This is a genomic window from Pseudomonas sp. CCI3.1 (assembly GCF_034313985.1).
GTDB lineage: Bacteria > Pseudomonadota > Gammaproteobacteria > Pseudomonadales > Pseudomonadaceae > Aquipseudomonas > Aquipseudomonas psychrophila.
This window is the reverse complement of record NZ_JAVIWO010000001.1, coordinates 5,034,924-5,054,354: the sequence shown is the minus strand read 5'-3', so window position 1 is coordinate 5,054,354 and position 19,431 is coordinate 5,034,924. Positions and strand designations below refer to the sequence as shown.

The window sequence follows — 19,431 nt, the reverse complement described above, 5'->3', positions numbered from 1 at the left end:
ATGAGTGCACTGGTGTGGTGCGGCTGGCCTAGCCTCCCCCACTGGGTTACCCTTGCATCTTATGTGTGTTTTCCTACAAGGATTTAAGAAATGCCCGAGCCAGTAAAAGTGCGCGCTCATAGCCAGGCCCAATGCAAGGACTGCAGCCTGGCACCTCTCTGCCTGCCACTTTCGTTGGACCTGGAAGACATGGACGCGCTGGAAGAAATCGTCAAGCGCGGGCGCCCACTGAAAAAAGGCGAGTTTTTGTTTCGCCAAGGCGACACGTTTGGCTCGGTGTACGCAGTTCGATCTGGCGCACTGAAAACGTTCAGCCTGAGTGACAACGGTGAAGAGCAAATCACTGGCTTCCATCTGCCAAGCGAACTGGTAGGCCTATCCGGGATGGACACGGAAACCTACCCGGTATCGGCTCAGGCGCTGGAAACCACTCCGGTGTGCGAAATTCCTTTCGAACGTCTGGACGAGCTTTCTGTGCAACTGCCACAGCTTCGTCGCCAACTGATGCGCGTGATGAGCCGCGAAATTCGCGACGACCAACAAATGATGTTGCTCCTGTCGAAAAAAACGGCCGACGAACGTATTGCGACCTTTTTGGTTAACCTGTCAGCCCGCTTCCGCGCCCGTGGTTTCTCGGCCAATCAATATCGCCTGAGCATGTCGCGCAACGAAATCGGCAACTACCTGGGTCTGGCCGTAGAGACTGTGTCCCGGGTGTTCACACGCCTGCAGGAAAACCAGCTGATCACAGCCGAAGGCAAGGAAGTGCATATTCTTGACCCGATCAAGTTGTGCGCCCTGGCAGGTGGTTCGCTGGAAGTCTAAAGCGGCTTGAGGGGTTATACTGGCGCGCTTAACGCACGCCAGGACACCTGATATGGTCTTCGACGATTTTTGCCTCAAATCCCTGATCCGCCCGGTAGTTGATTTTCCCAAGCCGGGCGTCATCTTTCGCGATATTACCCCGCTCTACCAATCCCCCCGCGCCATGCGCGTGATCGCCGACAGCTTTATCGAGCGCTACGTCGAGGCTGACTTCAGCCACATCGGCGCCATGGATGCCCGCGGCTTTTTGATCGGCTCGGTGCTGGCCCATCAGCTCAACAAACCGCTGGTCCTGTTTCGCAAACAAGGCAAATTGCCCGCTGACGTTTTGGCCGAAGGTTATCAGACGGAATATGGCGAAGCATTTCTGGAGGTTCACGCCGACAGTTTGTGCGAAGGCGACTCGTTGCTGATCGTCGATGACTTGATCGCCACCGGCGGCACCCTGATCGCCGCTGCCAATCTGGTACGCCGCATGGGTGCTCAGGTATTCGAAGCGGCAGCGATTATTGATCTGCCTGAACTGGGCGGCTCGCAGCGCCTGCAGGATTTGGGTGTACCTACCTTCTGCCTGACCGAGTTTTCACTGACCGAGTAATACCGACACATCACCCGTGGGAGCGGGCTGGCTCGCGATGCAGACACCGCGGCATTCAGTTGAACCGCGCTGATGCCATCGCGAGCAAGCCCGCTCCCACAGGCGTCACCCCCGGCATTCCCTGTCAGAGCGTAATCGGTCGACGCCCCGAGAACGAGTGAGCCAGCGTGCCGCCATCGACCAGCTCAAGCTCCCCCCCCAACGGCACACCATGCGCGATACGTGAAGCGATCAGGCCTTTATTGCTGAGTAGTTGAGCAATGTAATGGGCAGTTGCTTCGCCTTCGACCGTAGGATTGGTCGCCAGGATCACTTCTGCAAAGGTGCCCTGCTCTGCAATGCGCGTCATCAATTGCGGAATGCCAATCGCCTCTGGCCCCAAACCATCCAGCGGCGACAAGTGCCCCTTGAGCACAAAGTAACGTCCGCGATAGCCGGTCTGCTCAACGGCATACACATCCATCGGCCCCTCGACCACGCACAGCAACGTGTCATCACGGCGCACGTCGGCACACTGCGGGCACAGATCGTCTTCGGTGAGGGTTCGGCACAGACGGCAGTGCCCAACGCCGTCCATCGCCTGGGTCAACGCCAAAGCCAGACGCGAGCCGCCACTGCGATCACGCTCAAGCAATTGCAGAGCCATGCGCTGCGCGGTCTTTTGACCCACACCCGGCAAGGTACGCAAGGCATCGATCAGTTGGCGAATCAGGGGGCTGAAGCTCATAGGGAAAGGTCCGACAAAACAACGAGACGCGGTTTATACCCGCGGTGTGGGATGACGTCAAATGCCCGTAAAAAAGGCAAAAAAATGCCAGGCTCAGGGCCTGGCATTCTAGAGCGCCTTAGAACGGCAGCTTCATGCCCGGCGGCAGTTGCATGCCGGCGGTCACGCCAGACATTTTGTCCTGGCTGTTTGCTTCGATCTTGCGAACGGCGTCATTGACCGCAGCGGCGAACAGGTCTTCCAGCACTTCACGGTCGTCTTCGCTGACGCCTTCCAGCAGGGCCGGATCGATGCTTACACGCTTGATGTCGTGACGACCGGTCATGACCACAGTCACCATATCGCCACCGGCCTTACCGGTGACTTCTGCATTGGCCAGTTCTTCCTGCATCTTGGCCATTTTTTCCTGCATCTGCTGCGCCTGCTTCATCAGGCCGGCCATGCCACCTTTCATCATGGGAATCACCTCAAACGTTATTTGGACAATGCACCCGCAATCACTACGACTGCGGGTTGTAAGTATTTATTCTGGCGTTGCTAAGCCGGGGCCTGGGCAACGTCTACAGGTTGAATCGTATCGTCTCGGACTGCCGCGCCGAACTGCTCGATCATTTGCTGGATCAGCGGATCGGCATAGATCGACTCTTCTGCCAGTCGCTGACGCTCTGCACGAAAACGCGAAGCAGCCTGGGCCGGGGTTTCCTGTTCCGGCTTGACCAGCTCGATAGTCACTTTGAGCGTGCGTTGAGTGTACTGGTTCAACGCATCGTTGAGTCGGCGCTGCTGGGTCAGGTTAAAGAGCGCACTGTGAGCCGGATCCAGGTGCAACAGCCAGTCATCCCCGTCAACGGCGATCAAGGTGCAGTTGGCGCCAATGCTGGCGGTCATGCCCGATACCGGTAATTTGGGGAACATATTCAGCCATTCAAGGGCCAGCCCGGTCGCAGGCATTGCGGCAGGCAAGGGCTCGGGTTCCGGCGCAGGCTCAGCCGCGTGCTCGCTGGCCAGTTCGTCGAGGTAGCTGTACGCCGCCGAATCCATGTCCGGCTCGATATAGTCTTCGTCCAGAGGCGGCTCGTCGTCACGATCCATTCCCGTCAGGGCCGCATCAACCTGTTCAGGCGTCGGATCGGGGATCGGTGCTTCGCTCCACTGCGGCGCGTCTGGTACCACGCTGTCAGGTGTAGGCAGGGGCATCGGCGGTAACTCAGGCGGCTCGCCGACGGTGTCCAGCACCGACTCAGGAGCAGCCTCGACCTCAATCACCGGAATTGACGGCTCGTTCCAGGGTAAGTCCTTTTCTGGCACGACAGGCGCCTTGGGAGGCTCCACAGGCGCAGGAGCGATCACTGGCTCTGCAACCTCGACAACCGGCGTGGGCGCAACAGCAGGCGCAATGACTACTGGCGCAACAGGTGTTGCAGCCGCCAGGGTTTGAGTGGAATCAACTGTGGCCTGGCTGATCCCCACTGGCTTTAGCGGCTGACTCGGCACATTGCCGGTGTCCGCTGGACGGAAGGCCAGCATTCGCAGCAGGACCATTTCAAAGCCACCACGCGGGTCTGGCGCCAGCGGTAAATCGCGCCGGCCAATCAGGCCCATCTGGTAATAAAACTGGACGTCTTCGGCCGGCAACGCTTTGGCCAGGGCCAATACGCGGTCGCGGTCGCCGTGACCATTGTCGACGCCATCCGGCAATGCCTGGGCAATGGCAACACGGTGGAAAACGTTGAGGATCTCGGACAGGACGCCATTCCAGTCCGGGCCCTGCTCGGCCAGATGGCGCACGGCTTCAAGCAGCGCCCGGGCATCGCCTTCGATCAAGGCATGCAGCAGATCAAATACCTGACCGTGGTCGAGGGTACCGAGCATAGCGCGCACATCGCCCGCCAGGACCTTGCCCTCACCAAACGCAATGGCCTGATCGGTGAGGCTCATGGCATCACGCATCGAGCCATCGGCCGCACGGCCCAACAGCCACAGCGCGTCATCTTCGAATGGCACGTTTTCAGCACTGAGCACGTGGGTCAGATGCTCGACCACACGCTCGGGCGTCATGTTTTTCAACGAGAACTGCAGGCAACGCGACAAGATCGTGGCCGGCAATTTTTGCGGATCGGTGGTCGCCAGGATAAATTTTACGTAGGGCGGCGGTTCTTCGAGGGTCTTGAGCAGCGCATTGAACGAATGGCTGGAAAGCATGTGCACTTCGTCGATCAGGTAGACCTTGAAGCGCCCACGGCTCGGCGCGTATTGCACGTTGTCGAGCAGTTCGCGCGTGTCCTCTACTTTGGTTCGGCTGGCCGCGTCGATTTCGATCAGGTCGACAAAACGCCCTTCATCGATCTCGCGACACACCGAACACTCGCCGCAGGGGGTCGAAGTAATACCTGTTTCACAGTTCAGGCATTTGGCGATGATCCGCGCGATGGTGGTCTTGCCGACGCCACGGGTACCGGTAAACAGGTAGGCATGGTGCAGGCGCTGACTGTCCAGGGCATTGATCAGAGCCTTGAGCACATGGGTCTGGCCGACCATTTCGCGGAACGAGCGCGGACGCCATTTACGTGCAAGAACCTGATAACTCATTGATAACCGTCGCGTCTGAAAAGCGGAAGGGGCTAATGCTAGCGGAGCAAGGCCAAAATTGCATCCGATGAGCACTTTTAACTGCTCGCAGCCTATGCAGAACAGGTTTTACCCACGCACGGCAACACGCCGACAGTTCAGCAGAATGCCTGGAGAGACAGGATCACACGATTGGAATTTTGACTAAAACCCTGCAGAACTGAGGATTTTTAAAATGGAGGCAACCCCACCAGCCACACCCCGGCACACAATGTTCCCGCTGTGGCTGCTTCCTTCCGGATCTGACCAGGTTCACGGGTAATCGTTGCGGGGGGACCGATAGGGTCACCATAACAACATCCGCCTAGCAGCGAACGGCGCCATTGTACCTGTCTGAGAAAAACTTACAACCGCTGCTGCAATAATAAAAAAATGAATGGGTTCAAGTACTTGGATTCGGGAGTGCACTCGCACTCTGTAGTTACTCTGTTGCAGATCTAGCAGGGGTAGCAGCTGCCGAAGGAGCGAGGCTGCGTCCGACGATGCAATCGTCGTAAACCCGTTCAGCGTGATGTATCTAAAACACCAAAGCTGAGTGGTTTACGACTGCTACGCAGCCGAACGTAGCCTCGCGCTGCTCGTCAACTGCTACTAGGGCTTTGTCGCGAGCCCCTGCTCTTTCAAAAAGGCCACAAAAGCTTCTTCATCCAGCACCTTGAGCCCCAGCTCATTGGCCTTGACCAGCTTAGAGCCAGCCCCTGGCCCTGCGACCACGCAATGGGTCTTGCCAGAAACCGAACCTGAGACCTTGGCCCCAAGACTCTCCAGCTTGTCCTTGGCAACATCTCGGCTCATCAACTCCAGCGAACCGGTCAGCACCCATGTCTGACCCGCCAGTGGCAAGCCCTCAACAGCCTTCTTCTCACTCTGCCAGTGCATGCCGAAATCCCGCAGTTGCGCTTCTACTTCCAGCGCCAGACGGGCATTTTCGGGATTATCGAAAAATTCACGTACCGCCTTGGCCTGCTTTTCGGGCAAGGCCTGACGCATATCGAGCCAGTCCGCATGGATCACGCCTTCGAGCGAGCCAAACTTCTCGGCCAGCTTCTGTGCGCCACCCGGTCCTACCGAGGGAATGTGCAGCTTGTCGATCAGACCGCCCAGCGTCGCACTGGCCGCGAATTCAGCCCCCAAATCGCCCTGATCCTGCAATTCCAGGCCACGCTCCAGCAATTGAGCAATCACCTGCTGGTTATGCGCATCGCTGAAGAAGCTGTGGATTTCGTGCGCCACTTCGAGCCCGACATCAGGCAAGTAGGTCAGTACTTGAGGCAAGGCACGCTGTACGCGATCCAGAGAGGCCAGGGAGCGGGCCAGGACCTTGGCCGTCTCCTCACCCACATCAGGAATACCCAGCGCATAGATAAAACGCGCCAATGTCGGACGCTTGCTGTCGGCAATGGCCTGGAGCAGGTTCTTGCTCGACAACTCGGCAAAGCCTTCGAGGTCGACAATCTGTTCGAAAGCCAGGGTATAAAGGTCGGCGGGCGAACTCACCAGCCCCTCGTCCACCAACTGCTCGACGCTTTTTTCGCCCAGGCCTTCAATGTCCATCGCACGACGCGAGACAAAATGAATAATCGCCTGTTTGAGCTGGGCACCGCAGGCCAGACGTCCGACGCAGCGATAAACCGCACCCTCGGTGATGGTTTCACGCCCCTTGCTGCGTTTGATCAGTTGCGTGCGCTCAACATGGGAGCCACATACCGGGCAGCTTTCAGGGATCTGCACCGCACGGGCATCTTCAGGACGACGCTCGAGCACTACCTGCACCACCTGCGGAATCACGTCGCCTGCACGGCGAATAATCACCGTATCGCCAATCATCAGCCCAAGACGTGCTACTTCATCCATGTTGTGCAGGGTCGCATTGGAGACAGTCACGCCGGCCACCTTGACCGGCTTGAGGCGAGCCACGGGCGTTACCGCACCCGTGCGCCCGACCTGAAACTCCACATCCAGCAACTCCGTCAGCTCTTCCATCGCCGGGAACTTGTGGGCAATCGCCCAACGCGGCTCGCGAGCCCGAAAGCCCAGCTCACGCTGCGATGCCAGGTTGTTAACCTTGAACACCACACCGTCGATCTCATAGGGCAGCGCAGCACGGCGCTCGCCAATATCACGGTAGTAATCCAGGCACTCGGCAATCCCGCGGGCCAGTTTCAACTCGTGGCTGATGGGCATACCCCATTGCTGCAACTGCTTGAGATTGCCTATATGGGTATCAGAGAATTCCTCGGAGACTTGCCCCAGCCCATAACAGCAAAACTCCAGCGGCCGACTGGCGGTGATCTTAGAGTCCAGTTGACGCAAGCTGCCCGCCGCCGCGTTACGAGGGTTGGCAAACGTCTTGCCGCCAACAGCGAGCTGAGTCTCATTGAGGCGCTCAAAGCCTGCCTTGGACATGAACACCTCGCCACGCACTTCCAGCACCGCAGGCCAGCCGCTGCCATGCAGCTTAAGGGGTATATTGCGCACGGTGCGCACGTTGACGCTGATGTCTTCACCCGTGGTGCCATCACCTCGCGTAGCGCCACGCACCAGATTGCCATCCTGATACAGCAAACTGACCGCCAACCCGTCCAGCTTTGGCTCACAGCTGTACTCAACTTCAGCGCCACCGCCAAACAGATCCCCTGCGGGCAGGTCCAGACCTTCGCTGACACGGCGATCAAACTCACGCATATCGGTTTCATCGAAGGCATTACCCAAACTCAGCATGGGCACTTCGTGACGCACCTGAGTAAAGGCCGACAAGGCCGCACTCCCCACGCGCTGGGTCGGCGAGTCGGCAGTCACCAGCTCCGGGTGTTGGGCTTCCAGCGCTTTCAACTCATGAAACAGGCGATCGTACTCGGCGTCCGGAATGCTCGGTTCGTCCAGCACGTGGTAGCGATAGTTGTGCTGATCCAGTTCAGCGCGCAGCTCTAAAATGCGGGTATTGGCGGCGGTCATGGGGTGTTCTCTCACAAAGCAAAAGAGCAGCCGAGGCTGCTCCTTGTATTATTCATTCTGCATGTGTGCGGGGGCAGGCAAGCCGGCCCCCCACATGTTCAGCGTTTTTGAGTCAGGGCGCGACGCTCGAATTCAACGATGCGCTGGCGGTAGTGCTCAATGGTTTGGGCCGTCAACACACTGCGCTGATCGTCTTTAAGCTCGCCATTGAGCTCCTGGGACAACTTGCGTGCTGCAGCAACCATCACGTCAAAAGCCTGTTTGGGATGACGCGGACCAGGCAACCCAAGGAAGAAGCTCACAGCTGGCGTACTGAACAGATCAATATCATCCAGATCGAATACACCCGGCTTAACCGCGTTGGCCATGGAGAACAGAACTTCGCCATTACCGGCCATGCTTTCGTGGCGGTGAAAAATATCCATCTCGCCAAAACGCAAACCGCTTTCAAGGATGTTCTGCAACAGTGCCGGGCCTTTGAACCCTGCAGGGTCACGACTGATCACGCTGATCACCAGGACTTCTTCAGCGGCCTGCTGTGGTTGTGACTCTTTGGCCTCAACGGCCGACACGGCAGGAGCCGAACGAGCACGCGGCTTGGCTTCTTGCGCAAAATCATCATCGCGGGCGCTGATGCTTGGGCCGTCATCCAGATCAAGATTGAGGTTCAGGTCACCCTGACTCGGCTCACCGCCACGCTTGCCACGCTTGGCACCTTTATCACGCGCCGGCATGCTCACGGATGGCAGGTCGTGCTCGTCAAGCAGCGGCTCTTTATGATTTGGGGTATCAAGAACCCGTGAAGGGCCCAGAAGCTCAGGGCTGGTATCGTCGTCAGGGGCGTTGGAAAAGCTGCGATCAAGACGAAATTTGAGCTTCCCCTTGCCACCGCGCATACGGCGCCAGCCATCAAAAAGAATACCGGCGATAACCACTATGCCGATGACTATCAGCCACTCGCGCAGACCGATTTCCATGTAATCCCGTGCCCCTAAAAAATGATTCTATGAAGAAGAGCCTAAAGCCCTTTAAAACGTGGCGCCAACTCTATGTTCTGAATGGCGTTTTACCCACGTACAAAAAAATTAGACATTAAATTAACACGACCAAAGATAACTTTACACCGTCTGTCGCATTGAGCTATGCCCATATACCCTTCGACTTGTGAGTCATATCGGTCAATTAGTTGATATTTCTCTTACAAGAAGAAAAAAATCGTCCTACATGCTTATAGCTCAAGCATCGACCATTGCCATCGCCTCCTCCACATCAACCGCTACAAGACGTGAGCAACCCGGCTCATGCATCGTTACGCCCATCAACTGATCAGCCATCTCCATGGCAATCTTGTTGTGGGTGATGTAGATGAATTGCACGGTCTGCGACATCTCTTTCACCAAGCGTGCGTAGCGGCCTACGTTAGCGTCATCAAGCGGTGCATCGACCTCGTCGAGCATGCAGAAAGGCGCCGGATTGAGCTTGAAAATGGCAAAAACCAATGCCAAAGCCGTCAAAGCCTTCTCGCCACCGGACAGCAAATGAATGGTGCTGTTCTTCTTGCCCGGTGGCCGCGCCATGATTGTTACCCCTGTATCGAGTAAATCTTCGCCCGTCAGTTCCAAATAAGCGCTGCCGCCACCGAAAACTTTTGGGAAAAGCGCCTGTAATCCACCATTTATCTGATCAAAGGTGTCTTTGAAGCGGCTCCGGGTTTCTTTGTCGATCTTGCGGATGACGTTTTCCAGGGTATCGAGTGCCTCGACCAGATCGGCATCCTGAGCATCAAGATAACGCTTGCGCTCCGATTGCTGCTGGTACTCATCGATGGCCGCGAGGTTGATCGCGCCCAAGCGTTGAATCCGCGCGGCAATGCGCTCCAGCTCCTCTTCGGCCTGCTGCTCGTTGACCTCGCTGTTCAAGGTGGCAAGCACCCCATGCAAATCATAGCCGTCTGCCAGCAACTGGTCCTGTAACGCCGTACGGCGCACAGTCAGGGCCTGCCACTCCATACGCTGCTGTTCCAACTGACCACGAATCAGCTGCGATTGTTGCTCAGCCTGATTGCGGCGCTTCTCAGCGTCGCGCAGTTCACGGTCAGCATCTTCCAGCGCGGTCTGGGCAATTTTGAGCTCTTCATCCACGGTCAGGCGCTTGTCGAGCAACTCTTCAAGTTTGAGACGCAACTCTTCGAGAGGGGCTTCCCCCTCCTCCAGATTGAGACTGAGCTGCTCGCGCTTTTCAGCCAGGCGTTCAGCCTGCAGTTGCAGCCGCTCAAGTGCCTGACGGGTCGAATCATGCTGCGCTTTAAGCGAGCCCAAACGAACCGCTAACTGGTGCGCGTGATCTTTATGCTGACGGGCATCCTGACGCACCCGATCAAGACGCTCGCGCAGGCTGTCACGCTGGGCCAGCAATAGTTCACGCTGCTCAGTGTCGGTGGCCATTGCGTCCAGCGCGTCCTGCAAGAGCAGGCGAGCCTCGCCCACCTGCTCATGCTCAAGGGCACGCTGCTCACCCAACTCGGCCAGCTCTTCGTCCAGTCGACGACGGCGCAAGGTCAATTGCTCGACCTTAGCCTTGCTGGCAGAAAGCCTGGCTTTAATCTCGCCCTGCTGACGCCCTTCATCCTGCAAGCGACGGCGGACCTGCTCACGGGAGTCCTCCTGGGTGAGCTGTTGCTCTCTCAGACGCTGAAGCTGCTCTTCGAGCGTGGCAAGCACCGCCTCGCGCTCATCGCGCTCAAGCCCCAGACGCTGGATTTCTTGACCCCGCGCCAGGACGCCACTTTCGGCTTCACTGGCACGGCGCACCCGCAAAAAGTGACGACCAACCCAATAGCCATCACGACTGATCAGGCTTTGACCGTCGACCAATTGCGCACGCAAGGCCAGCGCTTGCTCAAGGGTCTCGACCGGTTTGACCTGGGCCAACCAGGGCGCCAGATCAAAATCGGCCTCAACCTTATCGAGCAAGCTCCCCGCCAAACGAGATTCCTGAGATCCGCCACTGAACAGACGCAAATCCCCTTGGGCAAAGCCGCCCAGGTCCAGCCGTGAGAAATCGTCGACCAACACGGCCTGCAAATCTGCACCCAGCACAGTCTCGACCGCCAATTCCCAACCGGCCTCAACCCTCAAACCTTCAGCCAGACGCGGCTGCTCAGCGAGTTGCTGCTCACGCAGCCATTCACCTGCACCGGTACCGGGATCGAGCGCGGCCTGTTGCAGGGCCTCAAGGGAAGCCAGTCGACCGTTGAGCCGCTGCAGCTCGCCCTGAGCCTGTTGTTGATTCTGCATCGCCTGGTGCAAGTCGTGGCGCACTTGCTCCAGGCGTTCTACCAGTTGCTCTTCGCTGGCGTGTAATGCTTCCTGGGTCAGCTCGCTGGTAGCCAGTTGCTCACTAAGCTCGAGGATCGCCGCATCTTCAGGGTCTGCCGCGAGCAAGGCGCGCTCTTCAGCCAAGCGGCGCTGACGCTCTGCGACGCGTTCCATGCTGGTCTCCAACTGCTGGATACGGGCCTGAAGCACTTCGGACTGGCGCTGCGGCTCGGCAGAGCGCTGATTGAAACTGTCCCACTGCTCCTGCCAACCGTGCATGCTGTGCTCGGACACCTCAAGCGCAGCAGCGGCCTCTTCCGCAGCGGCGCTGGTCAGCTCTTGCTCGGGCTCAAGCATGTGCAGCTCTTCACCCAGTGTCGCGAGCATCGTGCGGTCATGCCCCAGATGGGACTCGGTTTCCAGACGCGAGCGCTCGGCTTCGCGCAGGTCATCCTGCAATTGGCGCAAGCGTTGCTGACCGTGCTGAATGCTCTGCTCGACGCGAGCGATATCACCGCCCACCGAATAGAAGCGACCTTGCACCAGATTAAAGCGCTCTGACAGATCGTGGTGCCCGTCACGCAGACGCTCGATGCTGGCATCGGCATTGCGCTGATCGGCCACCAAGGCTTCAAAGCTGACTTCCTGATTACCAATGACCGCTTCGCGCTGCCCCACCTGCTCGTTCAGCGCCTGCCAGCGCAAGGCCGACAGCTGCGCCTTGAGCTGACGCTCCTCAGCCTTGTACTCCTGATACTTTTCGGCAGCCTGGGCCTGACGATGCAAGCGCTCAAGCTGACGCCCCAACTCGTCCCGCAGGTCAGTCAGACGCGCGAGGTTTTCGTGGGTACGGCGAATACGGTTTTCGGTCTCGCGGCGACGCTCCTTGTACTTGGAGATGCCAGCCGCCTCCTCGATAAAGTTGCGCAGGTCTTCAGGCTTGGACTCGATCAACTTGGAGATCATGCCCTGCTCGATAATCGAGTAGCTGCGCGGTCCCAGGCCCGTTCCGAGAAAAATATCGGTGATGTCACGACGACGGCATTTGGTGCCATTGAGGTAATAGGTGGTCTGGCTGTCACGGGTGACTTTGCGTCGAATGGAGATTTCGGCGTAGGCCGCATATTCACCCAGCAGCGTGCCGTCGGAGTTATCAAATACCAGCTCGATGCTGGCCTGACTCACCGGTTTACGGGTGGTAGAACCATTGAAGATGACATCCGTCATCGACTCGCCACGCAGGTTTTTGGCCGAGCTTTCGCCCATTACCCAACGTACGGCATCGATGATGTTCGACTTTCCGCAGCCGTTAGGACCTACAACCGCAGCCATATTGCTGGGAAAGGTAACCGTGGTCGGGTCTACGAAAGACTTGAAGCCAGCCAGTTTGATACACGTCAGGCGCACGCTCAGGCATCCGTCAAGGCAGACAGCACCAACGCACAACTGCGCTGGGCATAGTTGCTCAGCACCACGCGGATTTGCACCAGATCACGAGCCAGTACGGCTTCGAGCAGCTGCGCAAACAACGCCAGATACTCGCTCATCTCAGCCTTGCGCTGATCCAGCGCCAGGTAATAGGCGCGGCTCATGGCCGGATGGAGGTTCTCGACGGTTTCCTGCAAATACGGATTGTCGGCAAACGGGTATGCCGCACGCATTACATTGAAGCTGTCTTCAACGAAGCTGCTGATGTCCTGGCGTTCGTAGCTGGCAATCAGACGTTGCTGGATTTGCAAAAACGGCCCCAGATCGGCCTGCACGGCCCAACGCTGGGCAACGGCATTGCCGAGCAGGATGTACATCTCGCTCATCAACGTGCACAGGCTCTGCACCTTGTGCGCGGTGAGCTCGGTCACGTGGGCGCCACGTCGTGGAAGGATGGCGATGAGATGTCGCCGCTCAAGGATCAACAACGCTTCGCGCACAGAGCCACGGCTGACATTTAGCGCCAGCGTCACTTTCTGTTCTTGAATGCGTTCCCCAGGCTTGAGCTCGCCGCGAATGATGCGTTCGGCGAGGTGGTGAGCGATTTGCTCGGCGAGGCTGTCCGGCGCCTTGAACGTCATGTTTTACCTTCAAAATCTTTGATCAGTGCAGGCGGCGCAGTGTAACGCACTTGGTGTGTGCTCGCGCAGCGCTTCAGGGGCCGAATATGGCACGAAATAAGCAAATAAATCCCGTGGATTCAAATCACAGGGATGCCTGATCTCTATTTCTTGACCCGCAGGTCAGCTTTAGCTAAATTCAGCACATCCCGCGTTACAACAATAATGATTATGCGAGGCCTTCCGTGATCCAGTTCCTACTCAATCAGACGCTGCGCACCGAGCACACGCTGGACCCCAATTTAACCGTGCTCAATTATTTGCGTGAACACCTGAACAAATCCGGCACCAAAGAAGGTTGCGCCAGTGGAGACTGTGGCGCCTGCACCGTCGTGGTCGGCGAACTGCACACGGACGACCGGGGCCTTGAACGTGTGCGCTATCGCAGCCTCAACTCCTGCCTGACATTTGTGTCTGCGTTGCACGGCAAGCAACTGATCAGCGTCGAAGACTTGAAGCACAAAGGTCAACTGCACAGCGTGCAACGGGCGATGGTCGACTGCCACGGCTCACAGTGCGGTTTCTGCACGCCGGGTTTTGTGATGTCACTCTTCGCCCTGCAAAAAAACAGCACCGGCCAGCCTGACGGCCATCAAGCCCACGAGGCACTGGCGGGCAACCTGTGCCGCTGCACCGGTTACCGGCCGATCCTGGCCGCCGCCGAACAAGCCTGCGGCGTTCAGCAATACGATCAATTTGACGCGCTCCAGGACAACACTATCGCCCTGCTCAAGTCTATTTCGCCCACCCAGACCGGCGAACTGAACAGCGGCGACAAACGTTGCCTGCTGCCCTTGACCATCAGCGATCTGGCCGAGCTGTATGAGTCCCAACCCCAGGCCCGCCTGCTGGCGGGGGGCACCGACCTGGCCCTGGAGGTCACCCAGTTCCATCGCCCGTTGCCGGTCATGATTTACGTCGGCAACGTGGCCGAAATGAAGCTCATCGAGCGCTTCGAGGATCGTATTGAAATAGGCGCAGCCGTTTCGCTGACGGACGCTTACGGCACGCTCAAGGCCGAATACCCGGACTTCGGCGAACTGCTGCAACGCTTCGCCTCGCTGCAAATCCGCAACCAGGGGACCTTGGGCGGCAATATCGGCAATGCCTCGCCGATTGGCGACTCACCGCCGCTGCTGATTGCTCTGGGCGCACAGCTGATACTTCGCAAAGGCCCGACCCGCCGCACGCTGGCGATTGAGGACTACTTCATCGATTACCGGATAACGGCGCGCCAGGAAGGGGAATTTATCGAAAAGATCATCATTCCCCGCGCCGACGCCAACCATTCATTTCGCGCCTACAAAATCTCCAAGCGTCTGGACGACGACATCAGCGCCGTGTGCGCCGCATTTAACCTGCGTATCGACAACGGCGTGGTGACCGGGGCTCGCGTGGCATTCGGAGGCATGGCCGCCACCTCCAAACGCGCCAACGCCTGCGAAGCCGCCTTGCTCGGCGCAGACTGGAACTCAACCACTGTTGAGCGCGCCTGCACAGCATTGGCCACTGATTTCACCCCGCTGTCGGACTTTCGTGCCAGCAAGGAGTACCGCCTGCTGAGCGCCCAAAACCTGCTGCGCAAATACTTCATCGAACTGCAGGCACCACTGCTTGAGACGCGGGTAACAGCTTATGTCTAACCATCACACGAATGAGCCGACCCAGGCCGAATTGACGGCCCTCTTCCAACAGGACCTGAAAACCGGTGTAGGTCGCAGCGTCAAGCATGACAGCGCCGAAAAGCACGTCTCGGGTGAGGCGCAGTACATCGATGACCGGCTCGAATTCCCCAACCAGTTGCATCTTTACGCACGCCTGTCAGACCGGGCTCATGCCAAAATCATCCGCGTTGACACTACGCCCTGCTACGCCTTTGAAGGCGTGCGCCTGGTCATTACCCACGAAGACATTCCCGGCCTCAAAGACATCGGCCCGCTGCTGCCCGGCGACCCGCTGTTGGCCATCGACAAGGTGGAATATGTAGGCCAGGCAGTGCTGGCGGTTGCTGCCCATGACCTGGACACGGCGCGCAAGGCGGCAATGGCCGCCATTATCGAATACGAAGACCTGGAGCCGGTGCTGGATGTAGTCCAGGCCCTGCGCAACAAACACTTCGTACTGGACACCCACACCCATGAGCGCGGCGACTCAATCAACGCACTGGCCGCAGCTGAAAATCGCCTGCAAGGCAGTTTGCATATCGGCGGACAAGAACACTTCTATCTTGAAACCCAGATTTCATCGGTCATGCCCACCGAAGACGGCGGAATGATCGTGTACTGCTCCACGCAAAACCCCACCGAAGTGCAAAAGCTGGTAGCTGAAGTACTGGATGTTTCGATGAACAAAATCGTCGTCGACATGCGGCGCATGGGCGGCGGTTTTGGCGGCAAGGAGACTCAGGCCGCTGGCCCCGCTTGCATGTGTGCGGTGGTGGCGCGCCTGACCGGGCAGCCCGCCAAGATGCGCTTGCCACGGGTCGAAGACATGTTGATGACCGGTAAGCGCCACCCGTTTTACATCGAATACGACGTTGGCTTCGACGCCAGCGGTCGTCTGCAGGGTATCAAGCTGGACCTGGCGGGAAACTGCGGTTGCTCACCGGACTTGTCCAACTCCATCGTCGACCGCGCCATGTTCCACGCCGATAACGCCTATTACCTTGGCGATGCAACGATCAATGGCTATCGCTGCAAAACCAATACCGCGTCAAACACGGCCTATCGCGGATTTGGCGGCCCACAAGGCATGGTCGCAATCGAAGAGGTCATGGACCACATTGCCCGCCATCTGGGCCTTGATCCACTGGACGTGCGCAAAGCCAACTACTACGGCAAAACCGAACGCAATGTGACTCACTACTACCAGACCGTGGAGCACAACCTGCTGGAAGAAATGACCGCTGACCTTGAGGCCAGCAGCCAATACGCCGAGCGCCGGCAAGCGATCAAGGCATTCAACGCCAACAGCCCGATCCTCAAAAAAGGCCTGGCACTGACGCCGGTCAAGTTCGGTATTTCCTTCACCGCCAGCTTCCTCAATCAGGCGGGTGCACTGATTCACATCTACACCGATGGCAGCATCCACCTCAACCACGGCGGCACCGAGATGGGCCAGGGCTTGAACACCAAGGTTGCACAAGTGGTGGCCGAGGTATTTCAGGTGGATATCAGCCGCGTGCAGATCACGGCTACCAACACGGACAAGGTTCCGAACACCTCGCCTACTGCAGCGTCTAGCGGGGCGGATCTTAACGGCAAAGCCGCGCAAAATGCTGCGCAAACCATCAAGCTGCGGCTGGTTGAATTTGCCGCCGGCAAGTATCAGGTCGACCAGCAGGAGGTTATTTTCCACAATGGCCAGGTGCGCGTTGGCGAGCAGGTCATCAGCTTTGAAACCTTGATTCAGCAGGCCTATTTCGGTCAGGTGTCGCTATCGAGCACCGGTTTCTATAAAACCCCAAAAATCTTTTATGACCGTACTCAGGCTCGCGGACGACCGTTTTACTACTTTGCCTTTGGTGCGGCCTGTGCCGAAGTGATCGTTGACACCCTCACCGGCGAATACAAAATGTTGCGCACTGACATCCTGCACGACGTGGGCGCCTCGCTGAATCCGGCCATCGACATCGGCCAGGTTGAAGGCGGCTATATTCAAGGCGCCGGGTGGCTGACCATGGAGGAGCTGGTGTGGAATGCCAAAGGCAAGCTGATGACCAATGGCCCGGCCAGCTACAAGATACCGGCCGTGGCAGACATGCCACTGGACTTGCGCGTCACGCTGGTAGAAAACCGTAAAAACCCTGAAGACACCGTCTTCCACTCCAAAGCCGTCGGCGAACCGCCGTTCATGCTCGGTATTGCGGCCTGGTGCGCGATCAAGGACGCCGTGGCGAGTGTGGCCGACTACCGCGCACAACCCGCCATCGACGCGCCCGCTACGCCGGAGAGGGTCCTGTGGGGCTGTGAGCAAATGCGCGAACTCTCTGTAGCGGCGGCGGCAAGGTGCGAAGAGGCACACAGTCATGAATAACTGGATCAGCGCCCTGGCGCAGTTGCAGCTGCAGGGAGAGCCCTGCGTGTTAGTCACCATCATCGAGGAGCAAGGTTCGACCCCGCGCAATGCCGGCTCAAAAATGGTTATCTGCGCCGATCAAACATTCGACACCATTGGCGGTGGGCACCTGGAATACAAGGCCATGGAAATCGCCCGCCAGATGCTCAATAGCGGCAAGCAAGACACCCATCTTCAGCGCTTCAGCCTGGGCGCCAGCTTGGGCCAGTGTTGCGGTGGGGTGGCCGTGTTGCTGTTTGAACCCATGGGCCAGGTGCAGGCACACATCGCCGTGTTTGGCGCAGGGCATGTGGCCCGGGCCCTGGTGCCCCTCCTCGCCAGCTTGCCATGCCGGGTGCGCTGGATCGACTCGCGGGAACAAGAATTCCCGACATTCATCCCCCAAGGCGTGCAAAAAATCGTCACCGACGAGCCCGTCGACGAGGTGCAGGATCTGCCAGCGGGTTGCTACTGCATCGTCATGACGCATAATCACGCCCTGGATCTGGAACTCAGCGCTGCCCTGCTCAAACGCAATGACTTTACCTACTTCGGCTTGATTGGCTCTAAAACCAAACGCGTGAAGTTTGAACATCGCCTGCGTGATCGGGGTATTAGCGCGTCACATTTGCAGCGCATGCGCTGCCCGATGGGCTTGAGCGAAGTCAAAGGCAAACTGCCTGTCGAAATCGCGATTTCCATTGCAGGCGAAATCATCGCCACCTACAACACCCACTTCGGCCAGCACAGCGCCGGAGCCGACACCGCGTCATCCGAATCCATTAAACAATTACTGCCGTCTTCACGACGCAGTCATGCCACACACTGAGAATTATCATGACCTGTAAAGCCTATCGCGCCGCCATTTTGCACAGCATCGCCGACCCCGCCGACGTCGGGATCGAAGCCTCCTATGAGTATTTCGAAGACGGTCTGCTGGTGGTCGACAACGGGCAGATCAAAGCGGTCGGGGCTGCCAGTGAACTGCTTGCAAAACTCGCTGATGACATTGAAGTCACCGAATACAAGGATGCCCTGATCACACCGGGCTTTATCGATACACACATCCACTTTCCACAGACCAGAATGATTGGCGCCTACGGCGAGCAATTGCTCGACTGGCTCAACACTTACACCTTCCCGTGCGAAAAACAGTTCGCCGACAAGGCACATGCAGACGAAGTCGCCGATATTTTCCTCAAGGAACTGCTGCGCAATGGCACCACCACAGCGCTGGTGTTTGGCAGCGTGCATCCGCAATCGGTCGATGCCTTGTTTGAAGCTGCCCAGCGACTGGACCTGCGCCTGATCGCCGGCAAAGTGATGATGGACCGCAACGCCCCCGACTACCTGACCGACACCGCCGAAACCGGCTACAGCGAAAGCAAGGCGCTAATCGAGCGGTGGCACGGTAAAGGCCGCCTGCATTACGCGGTTACCCCGCGCTTTGCGCCGACCAGCACCCCTGAGCAATTAACCTTGGCGGGCAAGTTGCTTGGCGAATATCCGGATGTGTATCTGCATACCCATATCAGCGAGAACCTTCAAGAAATCGAGTGGGTCAAATCGTTGTTCCCTGAGCGCAAAGGCTATCTGGATGTGTATGACCACTACCAACTGCTGGGTGAGCGTTCCGTGTTTGCCCACGGGGTGCATTTGTGTGACGAGGAATGTGCACGACTGGCCGAAACCGGGTCGGCGGTGGCTTTCTGCCCGACGTCCAACCTGTTCCTGGGCAGCGGCCTGTTCAACCTGCCGATGGCCGAGAAGCACAAACTCAATGTAGGCCTGGGGACGGATGTGGGTGCGGGTACCAGCTTCTCACTGCTCAACACCCTTAACGAAGCGTACAAGGTCATGCAATTGCAAGGCGCTCGTCTGGATCCGTTCAAGTCCCTGTATCTGGCCACCCTGGGCGGCGCGCGGGCGCTGCGTCTGGAAGACCGGATCGGCAACCTGCAACCGGGCAGCGATGCTGACTTCCTGGTACTGGATTACAACGCAACACCACTGATGAGCTATCGCCTCAAGCAGTCAAAAAACATCGCTGAAACGCTGTTCGTCTTGATGACCCTGGGCGACGACCGCACTGTGCAACAGACCTATGCAGCGGGCAATCTGGTGCATCAGCGCTGAATTAATGGCTACCTTGGCCTGCACACACTGTTGCAGGTCATAGAGAGTCAAACCCATGTAGCAGCTGCCGAAGGAACGAGG

The 19,431-nt window shown here is 58.0% G+C and carries 13 protein-coding genes and 1 other RNA gene; 6 read left to right on the top strand and 8 right to left on the bottom strand.

Translation table 11 applies throughout. The features are described from left to right. The first annotated feature begins 90 nt into the window (after positions 1-90). Positions 91-825, top strand: a complete 735-nt coding sequence (gene fnr, locus RGV06_RS23205; RefSeq protein ID WP_019826703.1) for a fumarate/nitrate reduction transcriptional regulator Fnr — start codon at positions 91-93, stop codon at positions 823-825. Positions 826-877: 52 nt separating this feature from the next. Further along, positions 878-1,423, top strand: a complete 546-nt coding sequence (locus RGV06_RS23200; protein ID WP_019826705.1) for an adenine phosphoribosyltransferase — start codon at positions 878-880, stop codon at positions 1,421-1,423. Positions 1,424-1,547: 124 nt separating this feature from the next. On the opposite strand, the gene recR is transcribed toward RGV06_RS23200, so the two are convergent. The 8 genes from recR to RGV06_RS23160 all read right to left on the bottom strand — a co-directional run bounded on the left by recR (position 1,548) and on the right by RGV06_RS23160 (position 13,119). After that, on the bottom strand, positions 1,548-2,150 hold the full coding sequence (recR, locus tag RGV06_RS23195; RefSeq protein WP_019826708.1) for a recombination mediator RecR: 603 nt from the start codon (positions 2,148-2,150) through the stop codon (positions 1,548-1,550). A gap of 118 nt (positions 2,151-2,268) precedes the next feature. Continuing rightward, positions 2,269-2,607, bottom strand: a complete 339-nt coding sequence (locus RGV06_RS23190; protein ID WP_019826710.1) for a YbaB/EbfC family nucleoid-associated protein — start codon at positions 2,605-2,607, stop codon at positions 2,269-2,271. Positions 2,608-2,687: 80 nt separating this feature from the next. After that, the gene (gene dnaX / locus RGV06_RS23185) at positions 2,688-4,739 is read right to left on the bottom strand and encodes a DNA polymerase III subunit gamma/tau (protein ID WP_048352408.1); all 2,052 of its coding nucleotides are present in this window, start codon (positions 4,737-4,739) and stop codon (positions 2,688-2,690) included. Positions 4,740-4,963: 224 nt separating this feature from the next. Further along, positions 4,964-5,060: signal recognition particle sRNA small type (ffs, locus tag RGV06_RS23180), an RNA gene on the bottom strand. Between the two features lie 309 nt (positions 5,061-5,369). Further along, positions 5,370-7,733, bottom strand: a complete 2,364-nt coding sequence (gene ligA / locus RGV06_RS23175) for an NAD-dependent DNA ligase LigA (RefSeq protein ID WP_322151549.1) — start codon at positions 7,731-7,733, stop codon at positions 5,370-5,372. Between the two features lie 98 nt (positions 7,734-7,831). Further along, positions 7,832-8,710 carry a cell division protein ZipA gene (gene zipA, locus RGV06_RS23170; RefSeq protein WP_019826713.1) on the bottom strand — a complete coding sequence of 293 codons (879 nt, stop codon included), beginning with the start codon at positions 8,708-8,710 and terminating at the stop codon, positions 7,832-7,834. Between the two features lie 258 nt (positions 8,711-8,968). Continuing rightward, the gene (smc, locus tag RGV06_RS23165) at positions 8,969-12,457 is read right to left on the bottom strand and encodes a chromosome segregation protein SMC (protein WP_322151548.1); all 3,489 of its coding nucleotides are present in this window, start codon (positions 12,455-12,457) and stop codon (positions 8,969-8,971) included. 2 nt (positions 12,458-12,459) lie between these two features. After that, on the bottom strand, positions 12,460-13,119 hold the full coding sequence (locus tag RGV06_RS23160) for a GntR family transcriptional regulator (protein ID WP_019826717.1): 660 nt from the start codon (positions 13,117-13,119) through the stop codon (positions 12,460-12,462). Positions 13,120-13,343: 224 nt separating this feature from the next. Here RGV06_RS23160 and xdhA point away from each other — a divergent pair, with 224 nt between their 5' ends. From xdhA to guaD, 4 genes are read left to right on the top strand one after another with little or no spacing between them, the layout of a single operon-like run. Next, a complete protein-coding gene (gene xdhA / locus RGV06_RS23155) occupies positions 13,344-14,801 on the top strand; it encodes a xanthine dehydrogenase small subunit (RefSeq protein ID WP_046809969.1) in 1,458 nt (485 codons plus the stop codon). Continuing rightward, on the top strand, positions 14,794-17,193 hold the full coding sequence (gene xdhB, locus RGV06_RS23150) for a xanthine dehydrogenase molybdopterin binding subunit (RefSeq protein ID WP_322151547.1): 2,400 nt from the start codon (positions 14,794-14,796) through the stop codon (positions 17,191-17,193). Before xdhA ends, xdhB begins: the two co-directional genes overlap by 8 nt. Further along, entirely contained in the window at positions 17,186-18,043 is an 858-nt protein-coding gene (xdhC, locus tag RGV06_RS23145; protein WP_048352413.1) for a xanthine dehydrogenase accessory protein XdhC, read from the top strand. The genes xdhB and xdhC overlap by 8 nt, the downstream gene beginning before the upstream one ends. Positions 18,044-18,051: 8 nt before the next feature. Next, a complete protein-coding gene (guaD, locus tag RGV06_RS23140; protein ID WP_322151546.1) occupies positions 18,052-19,350 on the top strand; it encodes a guanine deaminase in 1,299 nt (432 codons plus the stop codon). Positions 19,351-19,431 lie beyond the last annotated feature (81 nt).